This window comes from Paenibacillus sp. DMB20 (genome assembly GCF_000987955.1).
In the GTDB taxonomy this organism is placed as follows: Bacteria; Bacillota; Bacilli; order Paenibacillales; family Paenibacillaceae; genus Paenibacillus_AQ.
On sequence record NZ_LAZU01000036.1, the window covers coordinates 85411 to 110368 of the forward strand.

At 50.5% G+C, this 24958-nt stretch carries 27 protein-coding genes and 2 pseudogenes; 21 read left to right on the top strand and 8 right to left on the bottom strand.

The features are described from left to right. Window positions 1-4: 4 nt before the first annotated feature. From XI25_RS19435 to XI25_RS19450, 4 genes are all read left to right on the top strand, one after another. The gene (locus XI25_RS19435; RefSeq protein WP_046679986.1) at window positions 5-853 is read left to right on the top strand and encodes a bifunctional 5,10-methylenetetrahydrofolate dehydrogenase/5,10-methenyltetrahydrofolate cyclohydrolase; all 849 of its coding nucleotides are present in this window, start codon (window positions 5-7) and stop codon (window positions 851-853) included. Between the two features lie 157 nt (window positions 854-1010). After that, window positions 1011-1235 (top strand): hypothetical protein, encoded by a 225-nt coding sequence (locus XI25_RS19440; protein ID WP_046679821.1) that lies wholly within the window; start codon window positions 1011-1013, stop codon window positions 1233-1235. Window positions 1236-1257: 22 nt separating this feature from the next. After that, window positions 1258-1533 carry a hypothetical protein gene (locus tag XI25_RS19445; RefSeq protein ID WP_046679822.1) on the top strand — a complete coding sequence of 92 codons (276 nt, stop codon included), beginning with the start codon at window positions 1258-1260 and terminating at the stop codon, window positions 1531-1533. Between the two features lie 175 nt (window positions 1534-1708). Next, entirely contained in the window at window positions 1709-2188 is a 480-nt protein-coding gene (locus XI25_RS19450) for a DedA family protein (RefSeq protein WP_052759679.1), read from the top strand. 2 nt (window positions 2189-2190) lie between these two features. On the opposite strand, the gene XI25_RS19455 is transcribed toward XI25_RS19450, so the two are convergent. Next, window positions 2191-2412, bottom strand: coding sequence for a hypothetical protein (locus XI25_RS19455; protein WP_046679823.1), 222 nt, complete (start codon window positions 2410-2412; stop codon window positions 2191-2193). A 262-nt stretch (window positions 2413-2674) separates the two neighbouring features. On the opposite strand from XI25_RS19455, the gene XI25_RS19460 reads away from it, so the two are divergent. From XI25_RS19460 to XI25_RS19490, 7 genes are all read left to right on the top strand, one after another. After that, entirely contained in the window at window positions 2675-5533 is a 2859-nt protein-coding gene (locus XI25_RS19460) for a Na+/H+ antiporter subunit A (RefSeq protein ID WP_046679824.1), read from the top strand. 2 nt (window positions 5534-5535) lie between these two features. Beyond that, on the top strand, window positions 5536-5874 hold the full coding sequence (locus tag XI25_RS19465) for a Na(+)/H(+) antiporter subunit C (protein WP_046679825.1): 339 nt from the start codon (window positions 5536-5538) through the stop codon (window positions 5872-5874). Continuing rightward, complete coding sequence (locus XI25_RS19470; RefSeq protein ID WP_046679826.1) at window positions 5867-7348, top strand: Na+/H+ antiporter subunit D; 1482 nt, start codon at window positions 5867-5869, stop codon at window positions 7346-7348. The genes XI25_RS19465 and XI25_RS19470 overlap by 8 nt, the downstream gene beginning before the upstream one ends. Before the next feature lie 5 nt (window positions 7349-7353). Further along, complete coding sequence (locus XI25_RS19475; RefSeq protein ID WP_046679827.1) at window positions 7354-7833, top strand: Na+/H+ antiporter subunit E; 480 nt, start codon at window positions 7354-7356, stop codon at window positions 7831-7833. After that, a complete protein-coding gene (locus XI25_RS19480; protein ID WP_046679828.1) occupies window positions 7830-8114 on the top strand; it encodes a Na(+)/H(+) antiporter subunit F1 in 285 nt (94 codons plus the stop codon). Before XI25_RS19475 ends, XI25_RS19480 begins: the two co-directional genes overlap by 4 nt. Next, window positions 8107-8490, top strand: a complete 384-nt coding sequence (gene mnhG / locus XI25_RS19485; protein WP_046679829.1) for a monovalent cation/H(+) antiporter subunit G — start codon at window positions 8107-8109, stop codon at window positions 8488-8490. Before XI25_RS19480 ends, mnhG begins: the two co-directional genes overlap by 8 nt. A gap of 81 nt (window positions 8491-8571) precedes the next feature. Further along, entirely contained in the window at window positions 8572-9090 is a 519-nt protein-coding gene (locus tag XI25_RS19490) for a hypothetical protein (RefSeq protein ID WP_152669177.1), read from the top strand. Between the two features lie 103 nt (window positions 9091-9193). On the opposite strand, the pseudogene XI25_RS19495 reads toward XI25_RS19490, so the two are convergent. Then, a pseudogene (locus XI25_RS19495) lies at window positions 9194-9846 on the bottom strand (TVP38/TMEM64 family protein). 313 nt (window positions 9847-10159) lie between these two features. Between XI25_RS19495 and XI25_RS19500 the strand changes: the two are divergent. After that, window positions 10160-11024 (top strand): annotated as a pseudogene (locus XI25_RS19500) (YitT family protein). Between the two features lie 89 nt (window positions 11025-11113). On the opposite strand, the gene XI25_RS19505 reads toward XI25_RS19500, so the two are convergent. The 3 genes from XI25_RS19505 to XI25_RS19515 all read right to left on the bottom strand — a co-directional run bounded on the left by XI25_RS19505 (window position 11114) and on the right by XI25_RS19515 (window position 12387). Further along, complete coding sequence (locus tag XI25_RS19505; protein ID WP_046679831.1) at window positions 11114-11326, bottom strand: hypothetical protein; 213 nt, start codon at window positions 11324-11326, stop codon at window positions 11114-11116. Between the two features lie 43 nt (window positions 11327-11369). Then, window positions 11370-11939: a thymidine kinase gene (locus XI25_RS19510; protein ID WP_046679988.1), complete on the bottom strand. Its 570-nt coding sequence runs from the start codon at window positions 11937-11939 to the stop codon at window positions 11370-11372. Window positions 11940-12090: 151 nt separating this feature from the next. Then, window positions 12091-12387 carry a hypothetical protein gene (locus tag XI25_RS19515; RefSeq protein ID WP_152669178.1) on the bottom strand — a complete coding sequence of 99 codons (297 nt, stop codon included), beginning with the start codon at window positions 12385-12387 and terminating at the stop codon, window positions 12091-12093. Between the two features lie 326 nt (window positions 12388-12713). Between XI25_RS19515 and XI25_RS19520 the strand changes: the two genes are divergently transcribed. Then, window positions 12714-14288 (top strand): ATP-binding protein, encoded by a 1575-nt coding sequence (locus XI25_RS19520; RefSeq protein WP_327204830.1) that lies wholly within the window; start codon window positions 12714-12716, stop codon window positions 14286-14288. Window positions 14289-14400: 112 nt separating this feature from the next. Here the strand turns inward: XI25_RS19520 and gltS are convergent, their stop codons facing one another. Both gltS and hutG read right to left on the bottom strand, forming a co-directional pair. Further along, window positions 14401-15588, bottom strand: a complete 1188-nt coding sequence (gene gltS, locus XI25_RS19525) for a sodium/glutamate symporter (protein WP_046679834.1) — start codon at window positions 15586-15588, stop codon at window positions 14401-14403. Beyond that, complete coding sequence (gene hutG / locus XI25_RS19530) at window positions 15572-16549, bottom strand: formimidoylglutamase (protein WP_152669179.1); 978 nt, start codon at window positions 16547-16549, stop codon at window positions 15572-15574. The genes gltS and hutG overlap by 17 nt, the downstream gene beginning before the upstream one ends. A 130-nt stretch (window positions 16550-16679) precedes the next feature. Between hutG and XI25_RS19535 the strand changes: the two genes are divergently transcribed. From XI25_RS19535 to XI25_RS19545, 4 genes are all read left to right on the top strand, one after another. Continuing rightward, window positions 16680-17564, top strand: a complete 885-nt coding sequence (locus XI25_RS19535; protein ID WP_046679836.1) for a LysR family transcriptional regulator — start codon at window positions 16680-16682, stop codon at window positions 17562-17564. A gap of 131 nt (window positions 17565-17695) precedes the next feature. Next, window positions 17696-18310 carry a GNAT family N-acetyltransferase gene (locus XI25_RS19540; protein WP_046679837.1) on the top strand — a complete coding sequence of 205 codons (615 nt, stop codon included), beginning with the start codon at window positions 17696-17698 and terminating at the stop codon, window positions 18308-18310. Window positions 18311-18352: 42 nt separating this feature from the next. Continuing rightward, window positions 18353-18520, top strand: coding sequence for a hypothetical protein (locus tag XI25_RS33440; protein WP_160308936.1), 168 nt, complete (start codon window positions 18353-18355; stop codon window positions 18518-18520). Window positions 18521-18562: 42 nt separating this feature from the next. Continuing rightward, window positions 18563-18904, top strand: a complete 342-nt coding sequence (locus tag XI25_RS19545) for a hypothetical protein (RefSeq protein ID WP_046679838.1) — start codon at window positions 18563-18565, stop codon at window positions 18902-18904. 184 nt (window positions 18905-19088) lie between these two features. On the opposite strand, the gene XI25_RS19550 is transcribed toward XI25_RS19545, so the two are convergent. Then, on the bottom strand, window positions 19089-20171 hold the full coding sequence (locus XI25_RS19550; RefSeq protein ID WP_046679839.1) for a branched-chain amino acid aminotransferase: 1083 nt from the start codon (window positions 20169-20171) through the stop codon (window positions 19089-19091). 125 nt (window positions 20172-20296) lie between these two features. On the opposite strand from XI25_RS19550, the gene XI25_RS19555 reads away from it, so the two are divergent. The 4 genes from XI25_RS19555 to XI25_RS19570 all read left to right on the top strand — a co-directional run bounded on the left by XI25_RS19555 (window position 20297) and on the right by XI25_RS19570 (window position 24956). Beyond that, window positions 20297-21190, top strand: coding sequence for a LysR family transcriptional regulator (locus XI25_RS19555; protein WP_046679840.1), 894 nt, complete (start codon window positions 20297-20299; stop codon window positions 21188-21190). 40 nt (window positions 21191-21230) lie between these two features. Continuing rightward, window positions 21231-21563, top strand: coding sequence for a DUF952 domain-containing protein (locus XI25_RS19560; RefSeq protein ID WP_046679841.1), 333 nt, complete (start codon window positions 21231-21233; stop codon window positions 21561-21563). A 205-nt stretch (window positions 21564-21768) separates the two neighbouring features. Continuing rightward, window positions 21769-23172 (top strand): ABC transporter substrate-binding protein, encoded by a 1404-nt coding sequence (locus XI25_RS19565; protein WP_046679842.1) that lies wholly within the window; start codon window positions 21769-21771, stop codon window positions 23170-23172. Further along, on the top strand, window positions 23169-24956 hold the full coding sequence (locus XI25_RS19570) for a sensor histidine kinase (RefSeq protein WP_052759680.1): 1788 nt from the start codon (window positions 23169-23171) through the stop codon (window positions 24954-24956). Before XI25_RS19565 ends, XI25_RS19570 begins: the two co-directional genes overlap by 4 nt. The last annotated feature ends 2 nt before the right edge of the window (window positions 24957-24958 follow it).

The window sequence follows — 24958 nt, forward strand, 5'->3', positions numbered from 1 at the left end:
TCACATGAGTTTGAACAAACCGGTTATTTTGGACGGAACACAGGTAGCAGACAGCATCAAAAAGGAATTGAAGATCCGCGTTGAGCGGCTGAGAGAACAGGGGGTTACCCCGTGTCTCGCCACGATTTTGGTCGGGGACGATCCGGCCTCGGCGACCTATGTGCGCATGAAAGGAAACGCCTGCAAGAAGCTCGGCATTGAATCCAAACGCGTAGTTCTGGGAGCTTCCACGACGACGGAGGAATTGATTGCCGCCATTCAAGAGCTGAACGACGATCCGGCCGTGCATGGCATCCTGCTTCAGCATCCCGTACCGCACCATATCGACGAGCGGGCGGCTTTCGAAGCGATATCGATCGAAAAGGACGTTGACGGCGTTACCATGCTGGGCTTTGCTCAAAATGCTTTCGGGCAAGCGGCATACCCGTCCTGTACCCCTGCTGCCATTATAGCGATCCTGGATTACTACGATATTCCGGTTGAAGGGAAACATGCCGTCGTGGTCGGCCGCAGCCCGATCCTGGGCAAGCCCGTTTCCCTCATGCTGCTGAACCGCAATGCGACGGTAACGACCTGCCATTCCAAAACGCGGAATCTGGATCAGCTTGTAGCCCAAGGGGACATTGTCGTTGCCGCCGTCGGCAAACCGAATTTTATCCAGGGAGAATGGATCAAGCCGGGCGCCATAATTTTGGATGCGGGCTATAACGAAGGGAATGTCGGAGACTGCGACTACGAAACGTGTTATGAAAAAGCGGGCGCCATCACCCCGGTTCCCGGAGGCGTAGGGCCGGTAACCATTGCAACGCTGCTGAAGCAAACCGTCGATTCCGCGGAAAAAACGCTGAAATAAACCAATTCACAACGGCTTGGACGCTGCATGGCGAAAAAGCCGTTTTTTTGCGTAAATTTGGCAGGAGGTTACGGCGGAATCATGTTATGCTGATGGAAGAGCAGTATTTGATTTTGCACACAACAGGACTTTCCGCTTCGGCACAGGCAAAAAAGAATTGATTACGTTTGAGGATGCGGATATGCTTATTGGACACGGCGGCGGGGACATGACGATGGTTAGTGACTTTGTCCATCTCGTCCGAGCGGACGGCAGGCTGAAGGGACGCACGGACGCCAAGCATTCGTTGGACAGCCATTTGATCTGCTTTGCGGCGGAAGAAGCAAGGCTTTCGGACGCCGTCATTAACATGGGGGAGTATGCCGCTTCGCTCGGAAAATAAGCAAATGCAAGGAGGGCGGAAATTGAAGTGGTTGGCGATTCAGCCCTATTACAAAGTACAGAGGAAGGTCATGAGCACGGAACAGGTTGCTTATGAGGATGGCCGGCATCTGTATTTAAGCCGCGACAAAATCGTAACCCATTACCGGGAGTTTTCCATGGATGACGTGTTTGACCTATCCTTCCGGCCATTGGGGGAGTCGGGAGGCCTTTTGTATCTTCATACGAAATACGGGGTGTACTCTTACCTGGTTAAGGATAACCCTGAACGCTTTATCCGCGCCTACAAAAGTTTGTAAAGGACGAGGCGCGAATCCCTCCGGAAGGCATGAAGGTTCCGGGTCCGGAATGCTACTGGACTTTGGTCGGGATGAAAAACTCGGCCGCGGCAGGTTTTTGCCGGATTGTTGTTTTTGTAAACTGATTACAGTCAGAATATGAACGCAATCAAGCAACTGCCGGGAGGGCTTTTCTTTGGGATACGAGACTTTGATTCAATATATCGGCCAAATCGGCCACATTGCTTTGTTTATGGCACTTTGCCTTGGAATCGTCGGCCTGCCGCTGCCGAATGAGGTTGTGGCCGTGACGGGAGGTGCATTGTCCGCTTCCTCCCTCCTGGATCCGCTTCCGGCGTTTGCCATGGTTTTTCTCGGCCTATGCTCAGGAGCAACCACGGGATATTTGGTCAGCCGCTATGGTGCCGGCCCGCTGCTGAACCGTGCCGCCGGCGGCAGGCTCGGGGAGTTCATGGGCAAATATGAGCATTTGAACCGCCAGTACGGCAACTATGCGATCAGCCTCAGCGTTTTTCTGCCGGTATTCCGTACCTTTACGCCTTACGTGATCGGGATGAGAGGCATGTCTTACCGAAGATTCGCAGTGTACAGCTATTCGGCATCCCTCATCTGGTCGGCGATCTATTTTCATATCGGGATGTTCGTGTTCGGGTAAGGTTAATCGTCGGCCCTGCGAATGATTCGAACGTATTCCCTAGGAAGAAAGGGACCGGCCGGCTGGCCGGTTTCTTTTGCGTGTAATGCGTTGATGTCATTGCCAGGGACCCTCATGGATTCGGGCGGGTAGTCCACGGGCCGGACGTTTCTGTCCAGCAGGCCGGCTCCGATCAAAAGCAGTATAAAAATGAAAGCGCATGCCGCGGACTTGCGTGCTGCCATCGTGATCACTCCTTCTTCCAAGAGTGATGCCCACTTTCCGGCCTTTCATTCATTTTTCTTTTGACAAAATAGTCTTGCATACGATATACTGGTTCACAGCTTTGTACATGGAATCGTAAGTGTAACGCCAATCATAATTTCATAAGCAACAAAACGGAGGAGCCTGCCAACAGCGGGCTTTTTTTGCGTTTTTTTGGTCTTACGATTTCTGACGATGGCAATAATGAGGAAAGACATACACCGCGGGTAAGGAGGAATCAACTTGTCGCTGCTTCACATCGCTATCATGGCTCCTTTTATTTATACCGTTCTGGTACCTCTGTTTTACAAATGGAAGGATAAAATTCATACGGGATGGTTTGTCCTTCCTCTGCCGGCCATGATTTTTGCCTATTTCCTTGGTCGAATCCCCACCGTACAGAGAGGGGAAGGGGGACTTTCAACCCTGCCATGGATCCCCTCGCTCGGCATCGATTTTACGGTATATCTGGATGGGCTCAGTCTGCTTTTTGCCCTGCTGATCTCCGGCATCGGCTTGCTGGTGGTTTTTTATTCGATTTATTACATGGACAAAAACAAAGAAGCGATCCACCGGTTTTACATATACCTGCTGCTTTTTATGGGAGCCATGCTCGGGGTGGTCCTCTCCGATAACATTATGGTCCTGTACGGATTCTGGGAAATGACCAGCATTTCATCTTTCCTGCTCATCGCCTTTTGGTACCAAAGGGAAAGATCCCGTTATGGGGCGCTGAAATCGATGCTGATCACCGTGTTCGGCGGTTTGGCGATGTTTGCCGGTTTCCTGATGCTGTCCATCATGACGGGGAGCCTGAGCGTAAGAGAGATCATATCCCAGGCGGGAGACATAACGCAAAACCCTTTGTTTCTTCCGGCGATGATTCTTCTCCTGCTGGGTGCTTTTACGAAGTCGGCCCAATTCCCGTTCCACATCTGGCTGCCCGATGCGATGGAGGCCCCGACGCCGGTCAGCGCTTACCTGCACTCGGCAACGATGGTCAAAGCCGGACTTTACCTCGTGGCCCGCTTCAGCCCGGTGTTTGCCGGCCAAGCCGTCTGGTTCTGGCTGGTGACGGGGGCCGGGCTTGTCACATTGATATACGGCTCCTTCCGGGCCGTGAAGCAGACGGACTTAAAGGCGCTGTTGGCTTTCTCGACGATCAGTCAGCTAGGCCTGATCATGAGTCTGCTGGGCCTCGGCTCGGCCGCGGCCTTTTATGCCGGAAGCCCGGATTCCTTGTTATACACCAAAGCCACGACAGCGGCGATCTTTCACCTGATTAACCATGCCACCTTTAAAGGCGCGCTGTTTATGGTTGTCGGCATCGTCGATCACGAGACGGGGACAAGGGATATCCGGAAGCTGGGCGGACTCATGGCGCTCATGCCGGTGACGTTCACGATTGCGGCCATAGGCGCTTTCTCGATGGCGGGCCTGCCGCCGTTTAATGGATTCTTAAGCAAGGAAATGTTCTTTACCGCCGTGCTCCAAGCCGCTCATATGGATATTTGGAACGTGCAGACGTGGGGAACGCTGATTCCGGTTCTCGCCTGGATTGCCAGCGTATTTACCTTCCTGTACAGCATGATCCTGGTGTTCAAAACGTTTACGGGCAAACTGCAGCCGGAGAAGCTGGACAAAAAGCCGCACGAGGCACCGCTGGGCATGCTGATTCCTCCGGTGATCCTGGCATCGCTTGCCGTCGGGTTCGGGCTGTTCCCGAACCTGCTGTCGTATTCGTTGATCGAGCCGGCCATGGCCGCCATTCTGCCCGATATGCTCGGACCCGGAGATCAATTTTTGGTGCATATCGAGTTCTGGCACGGATGGACCGCCGAGATTTTCATGACGATCGGCATTATCGTGCTCGGCACGATTCTTTACAAGCTGTACGGCAGGTCAAAGCTCTTCAGCCGTCCTTGGTTTCAGCGCGTTACCTTAAACCGTGCCTATGAACGCGGACTCTCTTCGCTTGAGAAGGGAGGAAACCGGGTGACCCGGTTTTATATGACAGGTTCGATCCGTCATTACGTCATCTATATTTTTGCGTTTCTGATTGCCCTGCTGGCCTATGCCGCGCTTTATACGGGCGGAATCCGGATCGATATGTCGGGGTTCGCGCCGATATCGTTTTACGAGGCTATGGTGATTATTGCATTGATCGGCTCGGTGCTCGTCCTGCCTTTGGTCCGGACGCGTCTGGTCGCGATTATCCTGACCGGCATGGCCGGGTACATGGTAACCCTGTTCTTCGTTTTGTTCCGCGCGCCGGATCTTGCTTTGACGCAGATGATCGTCGAAACGGTTTCCGTCATGCTGTTCCTGCTCTGCTTCTACCATCTGCCGAAGCTGAGAAAAGAAGAGGTGCCGCTGCGTTTTAAATGGACCAATGCCCTCATTTCCATCGGGGTCGGGGTTACCGTAACCCTGATTGCCCTAGGGGCGAGCAGCGCCCGGATGTTTGAACCGATCTCCGATTTCTTCATCAAGGAAAGCTACGAATCGGCAGGCGGCAAAAACGTCGTAAACGTGATCCTCGTCGATTTCCGCGGCTTTGATACGATGCTGGAAATCATGGTGCTCGGTATCGCCGCGCTCGGCATTTACGCCCTGATCAAAATCGATCCGGGCGACGTCATTCTTGGGAAGCGGGAGAAGAGACTGGACATCATGCTTCCGCACAGCAACGACGTGATTTTGCGGACGATATCCAAGGTCGTCATTTTTATCGTGTTGACCTTTGCGGTGTATTTGTTCCTGTCGGGCCACAACAGTACGGGAGGCGGATTTATCGGCGGATTGATGACGGCCGCGGCGCTCGTGCTGCTGTCCATGGCGTTTGGCATGAATGTCAGCGAGAAGGTGATCCCCGTGGATTTCCGGAGAATGATTGCCGCAGGCCTGCTGATTGCCTTGCTGACGGCCATGGGATCCTTTTTGTTCGGCGTTCCGTTTTTAAGCCATGCTTTCGGACATTTTGATCTGCCGCTGTTAGGAGATACGGAGCTGGCTACCGCGGTGCTGTTTGATTTGGGGGTTTACCTGGCTGTCGTGGGAGTCACCATGACGATCATTTATTCCATCGGGAGGGACAACTAGATATGGAACTGTATATGGCACTCGCCATCGGCGTCTTGTTTGCCGTTGGGGTTTACTTGATTCTCTCCAAAAGCCTGCTGCGGATTATCCTGGGCACATCGCTCCTGACCCACGGCGTTCATCTCCTGCTGCTTACGACGGCGAACTTGAAAACGGGGGCGGCTCCGCTGCTGGGGGAGCAGGCGGAATCCTATGTCGATCCGCTTCCCCAAGCCCTGATTCTGACGTCGATCGTCATCAGTTTCGGGGTGACGTCCTTCTTCTTCGTACTGGCTTACAAAGCCTACCAGCGCCTGGGAACCGACGACATGGAGGAGTTGAGGGGGAATGGGGATGAATAACCTGATCGTTCTGCCCTTGCTGATTCCGCTGGTCACGGCGGTTGTCCTCATCTTTTTGCAGAAAAAAACAAAGGTTCAGCGCTGGATCAGCCTGGTCAGCGTTTCGATCAACATCGTTTCGGCTCTTCTCATTATCGGACAGGTGAAGGAGAAGGGAATCCAAACGCTGTACATGGGGGGCTGGCTGCCGCCTTACGGCATTGTGTTCGTCGCCGACATGTTCGCGGCGCTCCTTGTCCTGACGACTCTTGTCGCCGCCGCGGGCTGCCTGCTGTTCGCTTTCAGGACGGTCGGGGACCAGCGGGAAAAGTATTATTTTTATCCGTTCTTTCAGTTTCTGCTCGCAGGCGTGCTGGGATCGTTCTTGACCGGCGACCTGTTCAACATGTTCGTCTGTTTTGAGGTGATGCTGATCTCGTCCTATGCGCTGATCGTGCTTGGAGGAACCAAGAGGCAGCTGCGCGAGACACTGAAATATATTTTGATCAATATCCTTTCGTCGACGCTGTTCGTTGCGGCCATGGCTTATCTGTACGGTACGGTAGGCACCCTGAACATGGCGCATCTGTCTTTGCGGGTGGCGGAAGCGCAGCAGGCTGGCATTCTAAACGTGATTGCGATCCTGTTTCTGATTGTATTTGCGTTAAAGGCGGGACTGTTTCTGTTCTTCTGGCTTCCCGGTTCCTACAGCGTTCCCCCTACGGCGGTGATTGCCGTATTCGGCGCGCTGCTGACCAAAGTCGGATTGTATGCCATGATCCGTACATTTACGCTGATTTTTTACCACGACGCCGGATTTACGCATACGGTCATCGCCTGGATGGCCGCAGCAACCATGATTCTGGGCGGTCTTGGCGCGGTTGCTTACAAAGACCTTCCCCGGATCTTAAACTACAACGTCGTGATCAGCGTCGGCTTTATCGCTTTCGGTTTGGCCGTTGCGACCAAGGATTCCCTGGATGGCACCGTCTTGTATCTCATTCATGACATGATTGCCAAAGCGCTGATGTTCATCCTGGGAGGCATGATCATTGCCGCGGCAGGAACGAACAAGCTGAACGAGATGGGTGGTCTGATCAAGAAGTACCCGGCGCTCGGCTGGATGTTCTTCATTCTGGTTCTGGCCCTTGTCGGCATTCCGCCGCTCAGCGGTTTTCCCGGCAAGGTACTGCTGGTCCGCGGCGGCATTGGAGAAGGGCACTTTTGGCTGACGGGCGTGGCTGTGGCATCAAGCTTGCTTGTCTTGTACTCGTTGATCCGGGTGTTCATGGGGGCCTTTTGGCGAGAGGATCCTCTGCTGCCGGCAAGTGAGAAAAAGAAATGGCACGGCGCCGCATACGTTTCGGCTGTTGCCTTGTTTATGCTCGTCATTGGCCTGGGACTCGGTTCGGAATGGGTTTATTCCTATACGGGTCAGGCAGCAGACGTTCTGGTTGATCCGTCCATTTATATTGAAGCAGTCTTAAAGGAGTAGTGCAGATGGGCCATCAAATCCTGTTAAATCTAATCATCGCTTTTGTCTGGATGTTCCTGTATTCGGACTGGTCGCCCCAGAGATTTATTCTCGGTTATCTGATCGGCGCGGTTCTCATCGGTCTGCTGAACCGTTTTTGGGAGCAGGATTTCTATTTGCGGAAACTCTGGTCGTTGATCCGCCTGCTCCTGCTGTTCTTGAAAGAGCTGGTTATATCCAGCTTTACCGTGATCGGCCAAGTACTGCGTCCGAAACTGAATATCCGGCCCGGTATTTTCGCGTATGAAACGGAGTTAAAGACCGACTGGGAAATCACGGTGCTGTCCTGCCTCATTTGCCTGACGCCGGGAACCTTGACGATGGAGGTTTCGCGCGACAAGCGTACCTTATACATCCACGCCATGGATATTGAAGATAAAGAAACCGTATCCCGCCAAATCAAAGACACGTTTGAAAAAGCAATCATGGAGGTGACCCGGCGATGATGATTACATTGTTGATGGCTTCGCTGGCGATTCTGTCCCTGGCGATCCTGGGGTCATTATATCGCCTCATTAAGGGTCCTTCCATGAACGACCGAATTATGGCGCTGGATACGATCGGGATTATCCTTCTGTCCATGATCGCGGTCCTGTCCATGCTGTTCAAGACGACAGCGTATTTTGACATCATCCTGCTGATCGGGATCCTGACGTTTATCGGAACAACCGCGCTCGCGAGATATATCGAAAGGGGTGACGTCATTGAACGGTCTAACGATGAGTGAGATCGGCGAGCTGCTGCTCGGCCTCGTTGTGCTGTTCGGCGCGCTCATGAGCGCTGTCAGCGCCTTCGGGCTCATCCGCCTGCCGGATGTGTACTTGAGATCCCATGCCGCAACCAAAAGCGCGACCTTGGGCGTGCTGCTTATCTTGTCCGGAGCCTTTCTTTACTTCATGTTTTACGTGGAGCATGTCAGCGCCAAACTGCTGCTCGGCATCATTTTCGTGTTCATTACCTCGCCGGTGGCGGGACATTTGAACGGTAGAGCCGCTTACCGGTCCGGCGTCCCGCTGTGGGAACAAAGCGAGTATGACGATTTGCGTCCGGCGTTGAAAAAGGAGCAGGCATCCTTGGGAGAAGGAGGGAAGGAGCACAAATAATCAAGTGAAATTCCTATATATTTCAACCGGAAGAAAGGATCAATGATATAATCGGCATTAAAGGAGCTGAACCTATCATTGATGGATAAAATGTTTCGCGAAGATTTTGAACTGCTGGATGACATGTCCCTCGTATCCGCATGTTTTGATCCGCTGCTCGATGCGTTCAAGCAAGGGCGCATGCGCGGAGAGGAGGACGCTGCTTTTTACGCAGGCTTGAATAAGGGCCAGCGGCTGCTGTTCATTTTTCGGGTGTATTACGACCATGTGTTTCATTCAACGGAGGAGCTTTATTGGTGGAGCGCCTATTTTATCGCTCAACCGCTAAAATGGTCAGCATTAAAATCTTCCTTCAGGACCCTGGGAGGGGAGGAAGCGGAAGAATTGCTGAACGCCGTTGAAAAAGAGCTTGATCAGCGGGATTACGCCCTTCGTTTGGAATCGTTTCATGTACTCCGCTCGGACCTGGAGAAAGACCCTGGGCTGAAGCAATCATTTGCTTCAATATACGAAAGACTTCAACCAGCCACATCAAAAGTCGTTCATGGTGCTGCCGAGTATATTAGGAGGCATCCGGAGCAATTTATCCCGATTGACTGACTTTCATTCGGCTTATATCTCATGCAGAAACGCCATCTCCCTTCTCAAAAAGGGGATGGCGTTTTTTGGTTGACGCGGCCTGCTTACGCATACCCGATCCATGTTAGTTTGCGGGGTCTTCCTGGGATGATTGCAAGGAAACGGTTTTATCCGTATGATGGTAGCGGTTTTCGAGCCTTTTACCGATAAACCACAGCAGCCAGAGAACCGCGGCGGCGATCAGGAGCCGCCAAGGCTGATGGATGAAACCCTGCCAATCGTGACCGATAAAGGCAACCATAAAGATCATCACCGATTTGCCGGCCATGACGGCGATGATGAAAGTGCTCATGGATACCGTGCTGATGCCGGAGGCCACATTGATAAGGGCGGATGGAGTAAAAGGAAAACAGTACAATATGAAGATCGGCGTAAACCCTTTTTCCTCGATCCAGTGAAAAAAGCGCTGGGTACCGGGCATTCGTTTTTGAATGTATATTCCGAGCTTGCCGCCAAGTTTCCGTGCCAGCCAGAAGACGGCAACGGCTCCGGCACATACGCCGATCCAGGAGAACAGGAAGCCCAGCCATAAACCGTAGGCGCCGCATTCCCCATGACGATGACGATCAGCGGCAGAAACGGCAAAAACGCTTCGATAAAGGAAAGCAGTATACCCGGCACCGGACCGAGACTGGAATATTTTTGGAGTAAAACTTCCACCTGATTCATATCAATGTTCTTCAAAAAATGCAAAGCTTGTTCAAACCAGTCCCACATGATAAAGCCGATCTCTCCCTATCCTACCCCCCGTAAAACCATATGTTTATATATGTCCGAGGTTATTTTTTATTTGTAGAATTATGTAAAATTGCAGCGACTTTTATTATAGCATATTAAACCTGGTGGCCGCATCTTCTCCAACGAGGGAAGGGATAGGTCTCACTTAACGGTGGAAAATCTAATCCTGAACGCGCGGGAAAGGATCAACCCGATGAAGGACAAGGGTGGTCAGATAGGGCAGAATCGTGTACCATTTTATAAGATTGCCAATGTGCGAACAATTTAATTACAGAAAGGGTTTTATAAGTACATGCCTAAAAAACACCGGAATTTATCTGCAGGAGAGATTATCAAACGGATCATTTTCATTACGCTTGGAGCTATTATGATGGCCGTGGCACTTGAGGTGTTTCTTGTTCCGAACACTATCATTGACGGAGGGATTACCGGCATAGCATCGTACTTTCCAAAATCACGCCGATCGCCCTGGGGGCGTTTCTGTTCCTGTTCAACCTTCCGTTTCTTCTCATCGGGTATAAGCAGATCGGCAAAACGTTTGCCTTCTCCACGCTTTACGGAATTATCGTTTTGTCTGTTTCTACGGCTTTGCTTCACGATGTTCAGCCTTTTACGAATGAGAAAATCCTGGCCGTATTGTTCGGGGGGCTCATTCTCGGAAGCGGGGTCGGTCTCGTCATCCGTTTTGGCGGAGCTTGGACGGGACGGAGATCGTCGCGATCCTGATTTCCAAAAAATTCCGTATCCCTGTCGGCCAAATCATCATGTTCATTAACGTATTTATCTTCGTAGTAGCCGGATTCGTGTTCGGTCCGGATTCGGCCATGTACTCCATATTCACTTATTATATCGCAGCCAAAGTCATGGATATCGTGGTGGAGGGTTTGGACGAGTCCAAATCCGTCACGATCATATCCAGCGAGTATGAGGAAATATCCGAAGCCATCAATGATCGTTTGGGCCGGAGCACCACGCTCCTTTACGGCAGGGGCGGTTACTCCAAGGAGGAAACGCAGATGATCTATTGCGTGGTCACTAGGCTTGAGGTGTCCAAGCTTAAGACGGTTGTCCAGGAGATCGATAAAAACGCGTTCATTTCCATACAAAACGTGGCGGATGTTCTCGGCGGCAATCTTGCGAAAAAGAGCATACATTAGGGTTCAACAGAAGAGGGTGGGGCAAACGAAAGGTTTGCCCCACCCTCTTTGGTAGGTTTATGGGAACGCCGTTTTGTCGGCGGGCCTTATTATTTACGTATTTCAAAAAACTCGCATTCCGCCCGGCGATGGTAATCCACGCTGCTTACGCTCGATTGGGTAACAATGGTTTCGCTCGTAAAGCGGATGACTTTGGTTCCCGAATCGATCATATGGTCATTTTTGAATACCCTTATCGGATACTGAAGATCCACGGCTTCCTGGAAATCCTGGTCCGTTATTAGCGGGCGCACAATTGGCATGTTTTTGAATCTCCTTTTTCCCGAGAAATTGGATTACGCATGATCAAAGCGGAGGATTGGCATGGCATTTGCGGCAGACCGGGACATACGAATCGTTCCCGCCGATGACGATCTGTTCGCCGGTGTAGACCGGCTTGCCGTCCTTCAGACGCAAATTCATGGTGGCCTTGCGCTCGCAGAACCAGCAGATGGTTTTCATTTCTTCGATTTTATCGGCATATACAAGCATCCAGCGGCTGCCTTCGAACAGTTCGTTTCGGAAATCGTTCTTCAAGCCGAATCCCATGACGGGAACATGGAGCTCGTCCACAATCCGGACCAGTTGAAGAATGCTGTCCTTCGATAAAAACTGGCATTCGTCGACAAGGACGCAGTAGGGCTTGGGAATGTGGCTTTGTACAATGCCAAATATATCGGTGCTCTCGGTGATCGGAATCGCCTGTCTCCGAAGACCGATTCGGGAAGAGACAAATCCGACTTCATCCCGGTCGTCGACGGCGGATGTAAAAATGAGAACCGGCTTGTTCTGCTCTTCATAATTATGGGCTACCTTCAGGATTTCAATGGATTTACCGCTGTTCATCGATCCATACTTAAAAAATAGTTGTGCCATGTTCATTTCCTTTCCCGTTTGCAAGTCAAAATCCATCTTATTGTCTCATTATCCGAAGGCATATGTAAATAACAAATCATGTGAAAGCAGGGACTGCACCCGCCGACCGTGACCGGAACATGCGGTGCAGTCCAGAATATCATAACTGTGTTTAGCCCTGCCACTGGCGGATAACGATGACCAAAAGAATGAACAATACCAGCTCGGCAGCCACAACTCGCGGCCGGCCCGAATAACAATGGACAGGCGGGCAGGCGTATCCTTGAATATGGGCGTAATGTTGAAGATGGTGATGATGATAAGGGTTATGAGCTGAGTGGTAACCCAAGCCAGGGTATGCGCCATAGCCAGGTGTCCCGCCGACATTGACTTTTACCTCCATTGCTCCAGCTTTGATGCCTGAATGGTATGCCGTGCCTTTTCCGGGCATGCTGCTGCTTTCTCCCATGCCTGACAACAACTCCTTCAATTTCGATTTTGGTGTTGCCTAACTGGGTTTATATTATGAAGAAGTGGTTGGGTGTACCTGTGCATATACCCATGGAGCCAAGAATGGGCTCCTTCGTTTCGTACGATGCATATAGCTGGCTTTTATATTAAATTTTAAAAAAAGATGGGACGGAAGGAATGGAGCCAATTACCTAAAAAAACAAAAATAGACATAAAGCCGCGGATTCCGCGGCTTATTTTGTTGGATTTTTCTGCTTATTATCCCCATATTATGTTATAACAGATGAAGGTAGTGAATAACCATTCGCAAGCCGTCTGGAGTGAGTGCCCTTGTCCATTCATTTATTGAAACTTGTCTTCGTTCCTTTCATTTCGCTGTTTATCATGCTTTCCTCCGTTACCCTAGGAAAGGGCGCAAATCTTCCGCTTATGGCGGGTTCGGCGCTGCTTCTGTTCGTCAGCGTCATTGCCGATAAAAAATACCCCTGGATTAAAGCGCTTCAGTTTTTAATATTGGGGGTTTTTCAGTATGCAAGCCATTTAAACTGGTGCATACTGCTGTATTACATTTTGACCATCAACGTGATCCAGCATAAAAGCAAGTTAGGGCAGATGATGCCGTACGCGTTACTGATGATCAGCGAATATTCCCTCATCCGGTTTACGTTTACTCCGTTTAATATGTACACCGTACTCGTTGCCGTTTTTGATATTCTTTCTTCCATCGTCATTATTTTCATGTTTCACATAATCGTCCGCATCGAAACCGAGAAAAAAACGCTGTTCAAGCAAAACAAGTACCTGATCAACCACGATCCGCTCACCGGATTCCTCAATTACGACGGCTATATGCGAGCCGTCCGGGGGCTCGCCGACAGCCCGGGCAGCTTTCAGCTCATTCTGCTGGACATTAACAATTTCAAGTCCTTGAACGCCAAGGATATCGCCACGGCGAACGAGATACTCATCAGTTTTTCGATCAGCATCCGGAATCATTTCACCAACATGCTGGCCGCAGCCCGTTACGCGGGGGATCGTTTTGCCGTTCTTTTGCCGTCAACGGAGCCGTTTAAGGATTTAAGGTCTTTCGATGATTTAGGTCTCAGGGTTACATACAGCATTACGCATTATCCGCAGGAAGCCTCTACCTTCCAGGAGGTCATCAGCATGGCGGAAGAACGAATCTTTCAGATGCGCAGGGAAAGCTGGCTTAAGAGCCAGGAGGAATTCATGCGTTCGGCAAAAATGAAAACGGTTGGGGAGCTGGCTGCCGGCATGGCTCATGAAATACGGAATCCGCTGACGGCCATTAAAGGTTTCATTCAGCTGTCCAAGCTGCAAAACTATAACATAGAGCCATGGTATGAGGTGATCATGGGCGAAATAACGAGGGTCGGAGAGCTGACGGCCGAATTTTTGCAGTTCTCCAAGCCGCATATGAGCAATATGAAGGTCGATTCCTTAATCGGCTGCATGACGAGGGTATTCTCCTTATGCGAGTCCGAGGCGGCTTCGCGCGGCCATACTTTCACGATGGAGCTGCCGGAACAGCAAGTCATGGTCTTTATGGACCGGGACAAGATGATTCAGGTCCTGATCAATTTGATCCGGAACGCGTTTCAGGCAATGGAGACCACGGGGAATGTCCATTTCAGCTTAAGCCTTGAGCAGCAAGCGGCGATGATCCGTGTCGAAGACACCGGGAAGGGGATTGCCAAGAGCGAAATCGGGCAAATATTCGACCCGTTTTATACGACTAAGGAGGATGGTACCGGATTGGGCTTGTCTTTGTGTCAAAAAATCGTGGAGGACCATGGCGGCACGATCTCCGTGCACAGCGAGTTCGGGGTAGGTACCATATTTACCGTAAAACTCCCGGTTGCGGAGGAAGAGGTTTAAAGGTTTAACTTGGATTGCGCGAAAAAAAGACTTCTCCCCAACTTGAAGTCTTGGGGCAACTGCGCCAAAACGCCCGAAGGAAGAAGTCCTTTCATGTAACACTCAGGGAATGTTATTTCAATAAATTGATCGTCGTAATGATGATGGGCATGGCGAACAGATCAATCAGGAAAGCGCCGACAATCGGAACGACCAGATACGCTTTACGCGACGGCCCGAAGCGCTCCGTGACCGCGGACATATTGGCCATGGCATTAGGCGTGGCCCCGAGTCCGTGTCCCGTGAAACCCGCAACCATTACGGCCGCGTCATAGTTTTTGCCCAGCAGACGGAACAGAATGAAAATGCCGAACAGAACGATAAACACAACCTGTATGAATACGATCACCAGTATAGGCAGCGCAAGGTCGGCGACTTCCCACAATTTGATACTCATGAGCGCCATGGACAGGAAAATGCCAAGGGTCACGTCGCTAATCAGGTTGATGCTTTTCATGTCTATGGCATTCGGGTTGAGTTTATCCATGATGTTGCGGACGATGACGGCCACGAACATGGCCCCGACATAACCGGGAAGAACAAAACCCGTTGCCGACGTGAACAGCTCTCCCAAATACGTCCCCAGGGCCATACAGAACGTAATGAGCAGTACCTGGATGAAGAACGTATTCGTGGTAATCGGTTGAACGTTTTCTTCAACGTTTTTGGTTTCTTCAACGGTTTCGGTCGGCTTCAGATCGTATTTGGAGAGCAAATATTTGACGGTTGGACCGCCAACCAAGCCGCCGGCAATGAGACCGAAGGTAGCGGCCGCTACCCCGATGGACAGCGCTGAATGGATTCCCATGTCTTCAAGGGTTTGTCCAAATGCGGTTGCGGCCCCATGGCCGCCTTCCATGGATACCGCTCCGGCCATCATTCCGATCAAGGGATGGATGCCGAACAACGAAGCTAGGGAGACGCCGATCACGTTTTGCGCCAGGGCCAGGAATCCGCAGGCAAGCCAGTAGATGACAAGCAGCTTGCCGCCCAGTTTGATGAGCTGAAAGCTTGCTCCCAACCCTACGGTTGTGAAGAACGTGATCATAAACAGGCTTTGGAGCGAGGTATCCAAGGTGAACTCCACGAGTCCAGCGGATTTCAGGGCTGTAGCCAGGATGGCAAACAGCAGGCCGCCGATGACCGGGGCCGGAATGCAAAACTTTTGGAGCAATCCGACCTTTTTGACAATGACGGTCCCTAGGGCTAACAGCGCTACCGCCAGAAATATCGTAGTTACTTGATTAAGGGCTAATGTCATCAAGATTCCTCCCCATAAATGCTGTAATCGCTTCATTCGTCAAGTAGGCGCCTAACTTTGCGGTTCTGCCGTTCTCGTCCACTGCCGGATTCACCTCGCAGATATCGAAAGAAAGCGTTTTCTCATTGGCTGTCACGTCGCGGATCAGGGTACGGACAACCATCGGCGTTAGTCCAAATGGGGATGGAGCACTGACTCCCGGCGCAAAAGCCGCATTCAAGACATCGGTACACAGGGTTAGTATGACATAATCCTGCTGTTCTATGAATTCGCGCAATGCAGAAGCGATGTCATCCATCCGCCCTTCATGCATATCTTCTTCCAAAATATAACGGGCACCGAGCTCGTCCGCTTTGTCGAACAGCTCCTGCGTGTTTCCGAAGCGTTGGATGCCAAGCACGAAATAACGGCTGTTTTTGTCCTGCTCCAAGATTTGCCTGAACATCGTGCCCGATGAAGGCTGATGCTCGTAAGAGCGCAAATCGAAATGGGCGTCGATATTGACGATTCCAAGCGTTGCCTCGCTTCCTATATGTTTTCGGACACCCAAATAATGCCCGTACAGCGTTTCGTGTCCCCCGCCCAAAATGATGGGAACCGCCGATTTAGAAAGAAGATGCGATACGGCATTCCCCAGCGATTCCTGGGCTGCTTCAAGCTCTTCGTCGTTGCAAATCACATTCCCGGCATCGACAATGCGCTTCCCTTCCTGTAATCGCCAAGGGAGACTTGCGAGCGCCTTCCTGATTGCGTTCGGAGCCTTCGCCGCACCCAATCTGCCCTGATTGCGCCGAACGCCTTCCTCGCATTCAAAACCGAGGATCGCGCAAGTAGGATCAGAGGAAGCCTTCCATTGATCGAGGTCTATCTCTTCAACAACTTGATGGTAGCGAAAGCTGCTTCTTTTTTCCGTATGATCCGTTCGGCCGGTCCATACATCAGCTCCAACTTTCTTTAGCATGTTCCCCATCCTTTCTGCGTTTGCTGAGCTATATTTTGTTGTTATTATATGATGACATTCTTATTATTTAAAATATATAATATTAATAAATTTATAGCATTAAGTTATAAATCGAGAAAGGAAGATCGAGTTGGACATCAAGCAATTATATTACTTCGTGACGGTCTCCGATCAGTTGAGTTATTCCAAAGCTGCGCAAAAGCTGCATATATCACAGCCTTCTTTAAGCAACGCCATTAAAAACCTGGAGCGTGAGGTCGGTTCGCCATTGCTTGAACGAAGCACGAGGAAAATCGAACTGACGGACGCCGGTAAAGTTTTGTATCAAAAATCGGTTCTTCTTCTGTCCCAAATGAACATCCTGAAAAAAGAGATGGAAGAAGTAAAGCTGACGGGCAGCGGCGAGCTTATCATCGGCATGATCGAGTCCGTAAGGCATTGGGTTCCCAAGGTGATCCGTGAGTATCAAAATCGGTTTCCTTCCATCCATATCAAGTTGATCGAAGTGCTGAGCAGAAAGGCCGTCATCGATTCCTTGCGGAAATACCATACGCATTTCATCATTACCAACCAGTCTATTTGCGAGGAAGATATTGAATCGCTCCCTTTATACGAAGAAAGATTGGTGCTTGTGATGCATAGGGATCACCCGCTTTTTAGGCAGGAGTCCATTACATTTCAAGAGCTGGAACGGGAGCCTTTCATCATCAGCATGGAAGGATTCCAGACGAGGGAGGATATTTTGCAAGCCTTCCGGCTGGAGCAAGCGTCCCCGAACATCAAATTTGAAATTGAACGGTTTGAGACCGCGTTGACCTTGGTCAGAGAAAATTTGGGGATTGCCATCATCCCCGAAAATTATTTGTTCGAGCCGCAGGATGCCGCCATTGTCCGGAAATCGATAGATTCGCCTGCCCTGAAAAGGACGGTATATTTGACGTATATGAAAAATCGGTATTTGGCTCCCGCGGTCCAAAGCTTTTTGGACGATATTCAGCGAAACTTTGCTTCTTGAACGCAAACTGTCATCTATGACAAATACCGGGCGGGAAAATAGTAACGGATTACAAAAAAAGGGACATTCCATCCATTCCGCTCGGGCCTTCTCGGGGGTATGTTTAAAACAACCCATAAGAAGGATGATGAATGATGAATACCGATTTTTATAGACAGGATATTGTATTGGAAAATGATCGCGTAAAGTTGATCCCCGTTGACGAAGGCATAACAGACGAACTGCGGATGATCCTGCATGATGAAGAGATTACGCGGTATTCCGGAGACCGGATGAAAAATGAAGAAGACTATGAGAACTATATACGCGAAATGAAACAATTAAGAGCCATGAAGCAAGGCTATCCTTTTATCGTGATCGATAAGAATCGCGGTGGGGTCGCCGGTACGACCAGGCTGGGGAATATTCATTTCGGGAATAAACGGTTGGAAATAGGCTGGACGTGGTACGGCAGCGAATACCGGGGAACCGGAATTAACAAGGCCTGCAAGTACGAATTGCTTAAGTATGTTTTTGAGACGATGAACTTCAATAGGGTTCAGTTCAGCGTGGATCATGAGAATGCAAGATCTCAAAAGGCCGTTTTAAAGCTGGGGGCCACCCAAGAAGGCGTTTTTAGGCACAACTATGTGAATGCGGACGGCGAAGGCAGGGATGATGTGTACTTCAGCATTATTCAGCCGGAATGGAAGGAGATCAAGGAAAGGTTCTTTAAAGAATATTTGACCCAGGGGCCGGTTGTGTGAGAATACCCGTCAAAATTTATGCTATGGATGATAACTACGGGGGTGCGGGAAACGAATGATGAGGTTTGGATTTCGCCTATCGGCGATCTGCCCATAAACGAGAGCGAAGACGGTGAAGTGTTTGCGCAGGGTCGATATGCGGTTTCGGGAAATTCATTGTTCTTCTCCATCGAATTGCCCGCTCGGGATCGCCTGGAAGAAGAGGTCTGACTCCAAGGCATCAACTACATTTTGAAAGGATATTTCACTGAAATGATGACGTACCGTTTTTTTCGAATGATCGAGGCCCATGCATCTGCTATCGCAAAATGGAATTATGAAGGGCCTTACTCATTTTATAATATGGAAGACAGCGAAGAAACGATGGAAGATTTCATGAATGGCGATTATTTCTACGCGCTCAATCCGGAGAATGAACTCATCGGGTTTATTTGCAAGGGGAACTCCGCCCGCGTGCTGATGTTCATGATTTTCAGCTTGCCGTGGCTACATTTAATGAACGGGCGATCAAGGTATATGAACGCGTTGGCTTTAAAAGGGGCATTGTTTTCAAGAGTAAAGCAGGGGAACAAGATGTCGATTTTCTCTCAATGAACCTTTCATTGCACCCCGCATAAATAAAAATAATCCGCTTGATTAAAAGCATTGTTTATACAATTTGTGGAATATGTTATAACCTGAACCTAAGGTGAGGCACAACCGTGAAGGGGTAAGCATGGAAAAATCAAGACGGACGTAAAAAAGGTTTTCCGGGGAGGACCCGGAAAACCTTTTTTTGTTAAATTTCCACTTCGATCATCCAATCGAACGGATCCGGGATGATGCCTCTTTGAATGCCCGTCAGCGTATCGTAAAGCTTGCCGGAAATCTCGCCGGTTACCCCGCCGTTGATTCGGACTTGCTCGTCTTGCCAGTTGAGCTCGCCGATCGGGGAGATGACGGCGGCCGTTCCCGTACCGAACGCTTCCTCCAGTTCACCGTTTTTGGCTGCGGCGAAAAGGTCTTCAATCGAAATGACGCTTTCCTCAACGGGGATTCCCCAATGCCGAAGCAATTGGATGATGGAGCTGCGCGTTATGCCGTCCAATATGCTTCCGCTTAATGCGGGCGTGTAGACCGTGCCGTTGATTTTGAAGAACACGTTCATGCTGCCGACCTCTTCAATGTATTTCTGATGCACGCCGTCCAGCCAAAGCACCTGGGAATAGCCTTTTTCTTTGGCGGTTTCCTGCGCCTTCAGGCTCGCGGCATAGTTACCGGCCGTTTTGGCCGCCCCGATACCGCCTCTTACGGCACGCACGTATTGGTTTTCAACGTAGATTTTGACCGGATTGACGCCTTCCGGATAGTAGTTGCCGACCGGCGACAAGATGATGATAAATTGATAATGGGTGGATGCGTCCACGCCCAGCGCCGGTTGAGTCGCAATGACGAAAGGACGGATATACAGGGAGTAGCCGGCTTCCGTTGGAATCCAGTCCTGATCGACGGCGATTAAAGCTTTTAACGCTTCCAAAGCAAGCTCCTCGTCGATTGCGGGAATCCCGAGCCGTTCATTGGAACGGTTCAAACGCGCGAAGTTGCGCTCCGGTCTGAAAAGCAGCACCCGTCCATCCGAAGTCTTGAAAGCCTTCAATCCCTCGAATATGGTTTGCCCGTAATGAAATACTTTGGCAGCGGGATCCAGAACAATCGGTTGATACGGTACAATACGAGGCTCATGCCAGCCCTTGTCGGCCGCGTAATTCATGATGAACATATGATCCGAGAAATGAACGCCGAATCCGAGCTTATCCTGCTGCGGCTTTTCTTTTTTTTGAGTGGTTAATTGAATATCTATCTGTTTAATCTGTTTAGCCATCGTTCCCATCGCTCCCTGTTTCGGAATATTCTTAATTGAAATGCTACCATTTTAAGAAGTATATTTAAAGTATCTATTTTGTTTAATTACCATACCTTTCTGGTATATATGGAAGGATGAGGCCTTTGGATATTCGGCAGATGAAATATTTCCTGGCCATTGCAAGGGAAGGGCAGGTGACAAGAGCCGCCAAACAGCTGAATATGGAGCAGCCCCCTTTAAGCCGACAGTTGAAACTGATGGAAGAGGAGCTAGGCGTCCGGCTGTTCGACCGTACCTCCAAACGTTTAAAGTTGACGGAGGCAGGAGAGCTTTTAAGGCAGCGGACGGAAATTCTATTGGCGCAGTTCGAAGAAACGCTGAAGGAAGTCAAGGAAACCGAGGAAGGCGTACGGGGCGTTCTTTCATTGGGAGCGGTGGTATCCTGCATCTCCCTTTTGCCTAACAGAATTGAGTTATTCAGAGAAACGTATCCCCAGGTTACCTTTAAGATTTTGGAAGGGGACCATATTTACCTGGGAGAGCTGCTGCAAAAAAGGGTGATTGAACTGGTTGTGGCAAGATTGCCTTTTGAAGCCATGACTCACCCGGATCGCTGCGAAGTGCTTCCGCTTCCGTCGGACCCCTATGTTGCCGTTATCCCAAGCTCCTGGACCTCGCATTACGAAGGCAGGCAATCCATTCCGATGAAAGATCTCGCGGGGTTTCCCTTTTTGACGCTGAAAACGGACAAGACGACCCGGATGCACGAGCAGGTGATGAACGAATGCAGGCGCCACGGCTTTGAACCGAACATCATTTGCGAATGCTCCAGCGTAGCCATCATCATGTCGCTTGTAGCCAGCGGGATCGGCGCCACCATCTTTCCGAAGTCGGTCATGTCCTCCTTTCCGGGAAGCGTGGTCACCATGCTGGACATCGAGGACGCGGACTTTCAATCGGAGGTCGGCATCGTCTGGTTAAAGGACCACTATCTGTCCAAGAGCGCGAAACGTTTTATCGACAGCTTCAAGCATTGAAGCGGTTATCATCATTCAAAATTGAAAGGCGGTCATATTCATGATTCTGCATATCATGCACTATTCTTATTTGAAAAAAGCTCTGCAAGAGGGGGAATACGCCCCGGAAAGCCTTGAGAAAGAAGGCTTTATTCACTGCTCCACCCCGGAGCAGGTAATCGATGTCGCCAACGCCATCTATAAGGGACAGAGCGGCCTCTTCCTGCTCTGTATCGATGAAAGTAAGGTGGTTCCGGAAATCGTATACGAGGATTTATACGAAACCGGAAAGCTGTTTCCCCACATCTACGGCCCCTTGAACATGGACGCCATCGAGCGTATGGTCGAATTTGCGCCCCAGGCGGATGGGACCTTCAAGCTGGACCGGCAATGATGGAGCAACGACAGGGATGAAACTTTGAATTCGCAGTGCGCATCTCGCACTTTCAGCGCAGTACAGCATGAAGGTTAACGAGCATTACAGTGGAGGGGAATTGAAAAAACATTGTTTTTCTTCCCTTTACAGATCAATTTCCCCACTCCCTGTAATTCAGGCATAGGTTATGATACGTTACAAGCCCAAGGAGGGTTAAAACGTTATGGTAAAAGGGAGATGTATGCTAACGGCTGCGTTTTGCCTGGTGCTGGCGCTGACAGGGTGCCTGAATGAAGAAGCCGGCAAATTCGGCAAGACCGGGTCGGAGTTATCACCGGAAGCGGCCCTTAATCAGGGAAAAACGAAGCTGCGGTTCTGGTCGTCCGGACGGCACGACGCCCAATATATTCTTGAGGCCGTCAAACGTTTCAATGCCTCGAACAAGGATCATATAGAGGTTGAGATGACGGTCATTGCCGACGATTTTACCCAGTCGCTGGATTTATCCTTTATCAGCGAACAGTCGCCCGATGTATTTACGCCGATCGATTTGGCGGACATGGTTGACCGGAAAGAAGTGGCTCCTTTGAACGGATTTATGACTCCCGAGGACAAAACCCGCTTTGCCGAACACCATTTTGTTGAAGGGTACAACATGTTTGACGGAAAAATCTACAGCCTCCCCAGCAGCGGTTCCACGCTGCGGCTCATTTACAATGAGGAGTTGTTTGAGAGAGCCGGCATTCATTCTCCTCCGAAATCGCTTCCGTCGTTAGTGGAGGCGGCCAAGAAAATCGCAAGTTTCGGAAAGTCGGAAGGCATTTACGGCTTCGCCCTTCCTTATAAAAATCCCTCCAGCGCGCTCGGCCGTTCCGTCGTCCCTATTGCGGAGATCAGCGGTATCGGCGGGCGAGGGTATGATTATTCGACCGGAACCTATGATTTTGCCGGATTAAAACCCGTCATTCAGGCATTCCGAACCATGATGGAGAACGGAAGCACGCTGCCCGGCTCGGAATCGCTTGATATCGATCCGCTGCGGGCGCAGTTCGCGGACGGCAAAATCGGCATGTACTTGTCTTATTCATCCGAGCCGAGCATCTACAAGGTTCAGTTCCCCGCGAAAATCCGATGGAACGCGGCGCTGCCCCCATCTGTTGACGGCGTCTATAAAGGAGTGATCAACCAAGGAATCGGAGCTACGAGGTGGCTCGCGATCGGCAGCAAGTCGCGGCATAAGGAAGCCGCCTGGAAGTTTCTCCGCTACATGTACAGCGAAGAAGTGCTTACCGGCTATCAGGAGGCCGGGCTGGGAATATTGTCCGTGGATTCGCTGGCAAGCAAAGCGGGAAAACCGAAACTTGAAGGCATGGAGCCGTTCCTTCCGGGACGATATGACGGCATCTGGCCGGCCATCCCTTATGGCGTTCAACCCCAGGGAAGGAAGTGGGAGGAGGAGTTTGCCAGGTACATTATGGTTGGCGGCGATCTCGATTCGATCATCTCCGACCTGAATTTTCGATACAATGCGGCTTTGGAGCAGGAAAGGGCGGCAGGCAGGATAAAAATGAAAGCGATACCAGACTTTGACCCGATGAACCCCCAAGGCAAAGGCGTGCTCGAATGATGACGATCCAGCCGGGCAAATTTTCGTTTAGACAAAAAATCTGGACCGCATTTATACTCCTCGTCATTTTTGCGGTATCGGCCGCAGGCATCTTAAGCTATACCATTGCCGAACAAGTGGTGGAAAGCAACGCTTATGAGCTCAGCCGGGAAACCCTCGATAAAACCTCTCAAGTCCTGGACGAAAAGCTTAACCACGTGATGCAGTCCGTGTATTCCGTCATGGTGAGCGCCGCATACCGGAAGGCTGTGGGAATAGACGGCAGCTATTCGGAAGCGGACAACTATTATACGCATTTATCGGCGCTTCAGGCCGCGTTTGTCCAAGCCAAATTATACGAGCCGCTCATCGACTCCCTTCTTATTGCGACTCCCGAGGGAGATTATTATCAGACCAGCCAGCAGCGGCTGTTCGAAAATTCCTTTTATCAATCCGGGATATACGACCTGTTGATGAAGAACGATGAACGGAAGCTGTGGATACCGGGCCACGAAGACCCTTTGTTCGCTAGCCGGGAGCAGGTCGTCACCTTTCTCATGGAAGGGATTTCTTCGGGAACGGCAGACGATATCTTCGTAGCCGCGAACGTGAAAGTAAATGCGCTGCAATCCCTTCTGTCTTCATCGGCAGGGCACCGGAGAGGGATGCATTTTCTTGCCGCTGCGGATGGTGAGGATGTACTATCCTCCGGGTCTTCGTTAATCGCGAAATTAAGACAAGAAGGGGAGTACCGTAAGGCGCTAAAGGAGGAACGCGGAAGCTTTGAGATGAAGGACGTCGCCGAAAAATATCTCGTGAACTTCACTAAGCTGACCGGCATCAAAGAATGGACGCTGTTCAGCCTGATCCCGAAATCCGCACTGATGAAACAGATGGACCAAATCAAAATGGTCATTCTGGCCGTGATTGCCGGCTGCCTATTGATTTCGTTTGCTTTCGCCAAAATGTTGACCCGGTTTCTCATGAAACCGCTGAATCATCTTCAATCATTAATGAAAAGGGTGGAGATGAACGACTTGAACGTCCGTTATGAAAGCGAATACAGGGATGAGATCACCCAGGTCGGATACCGTTTTAACCGGATGCTGGAAGAACTCGGACAGATGTTCGATCTTGTAAAGCAAGCGGAGAAAGACAAACGAAAATCCGAAATGAAAGCGCTGCAGGCCCAAATTAATCCTCACTTTCTGTATAACACGCTTAACACGATTTATTGGAAATGCCAATTGGAGCAGCTGGAAGATGTCCAGGAAATGGTTCTTTCCCTATCCCGGATGTTTCAGCTCGGACTGAATCGCGGGAGCGAGATGACCACCCTGAAGCAGGAGCTTGCACATGCCTGTCAATATCTTGAAATTCAGAAAAAGTGTTACGAGGACCTTTTTGACTATTCCATAGAGGTCGATGCCGATGTTGATTTGCAGCAGCCCGTTCTCAAAATACTGCTTCAGCCGGTCGTGGAAAACAGCATTCTGCACGGATTCAAGGACCGCAGCGATGGGGGATTGATTCGAATTCATATTTGGCAGGATGAGCGGGCGGTATATCTGGAGGTGGAGGATAACGGAGTAGGCTTGCCGGAACCCGGTCACGTTAAGGATCGCACGGAGTTGCCCCGTGATCCCGTCTCTGCTTCATCCGGCTATGCCCTCCATAATGTGTCTTTGCGGTTGAAGCTGGAATACGGGGACAAGGCCGGACTTCAGCTGGAAAGCGAACCGGGCTTGTTTACCAAGGCAAGAATCGTTGTTCCCCGTTGGACGAACGCGGAAGGGGGCGAATAACC